The sequence below is a fragment of the Adlercreutzia sp. DFI.6.23 genome (assembly GCF_024462535.1).
GTDB classification, from domain to species: Bacteria; Actinomycetota; Coriobacteriia; order Coriobacteriales; family Eggerthellaceae; genus Adlercreutzia; species Adlercreutzia rubneri.
In genome coordinates, this window is sequence record NZ_JANGBP010000523.1 from 1 (window position 1) to 301 (window position 301).

Annotated in this window: 1 protein-coding gene; it reads right to left on the reverse strand. The window is 50.2% G+C overall.

All coding sequences use genetic code 11. From position 1 onward, the window contains the following. Positions 1-86: 86 nt before the first annotated feature. Positions 87-301, reverse strand: a 215-nt coding sequence (locus tag NE591_RS14405; RefSeq protein WP_256157000.1) for a type II toxin-antitoxin system RelB/DinJ family antitoxin, incomplete at its 5' end; no start/stop codon positions are given.

Below are 301 nucleotides of genomic sequence, written 5' to 3' on the forward strand. Positions count from 1 at the left end.
CTCAGCAAGATCCCACTCTCGCTTACGAGCTTTCCTTTTAAAATCTCGGCTAAATGCTGGGGCAAACTTCGCTTCAAGTCGCGCGCTCATGCCAAAGCCGCCTGAATCAGATCGTGAGCGTTGCTGTAGCTCTCGCCCGATCCGTTAGTAATCATCTCCTTCGTCTCGCGTATGGCAATCAGACTCTCCTCATTCTGCTGTTCGTAATCAAGCGAGAGAGGAATTGCATTGGTATTCACAATCTGCGTCAAGAATGCTCGCATAGCCGTAGAAATATCAAGGCCGTAGTGCTCGACAACCC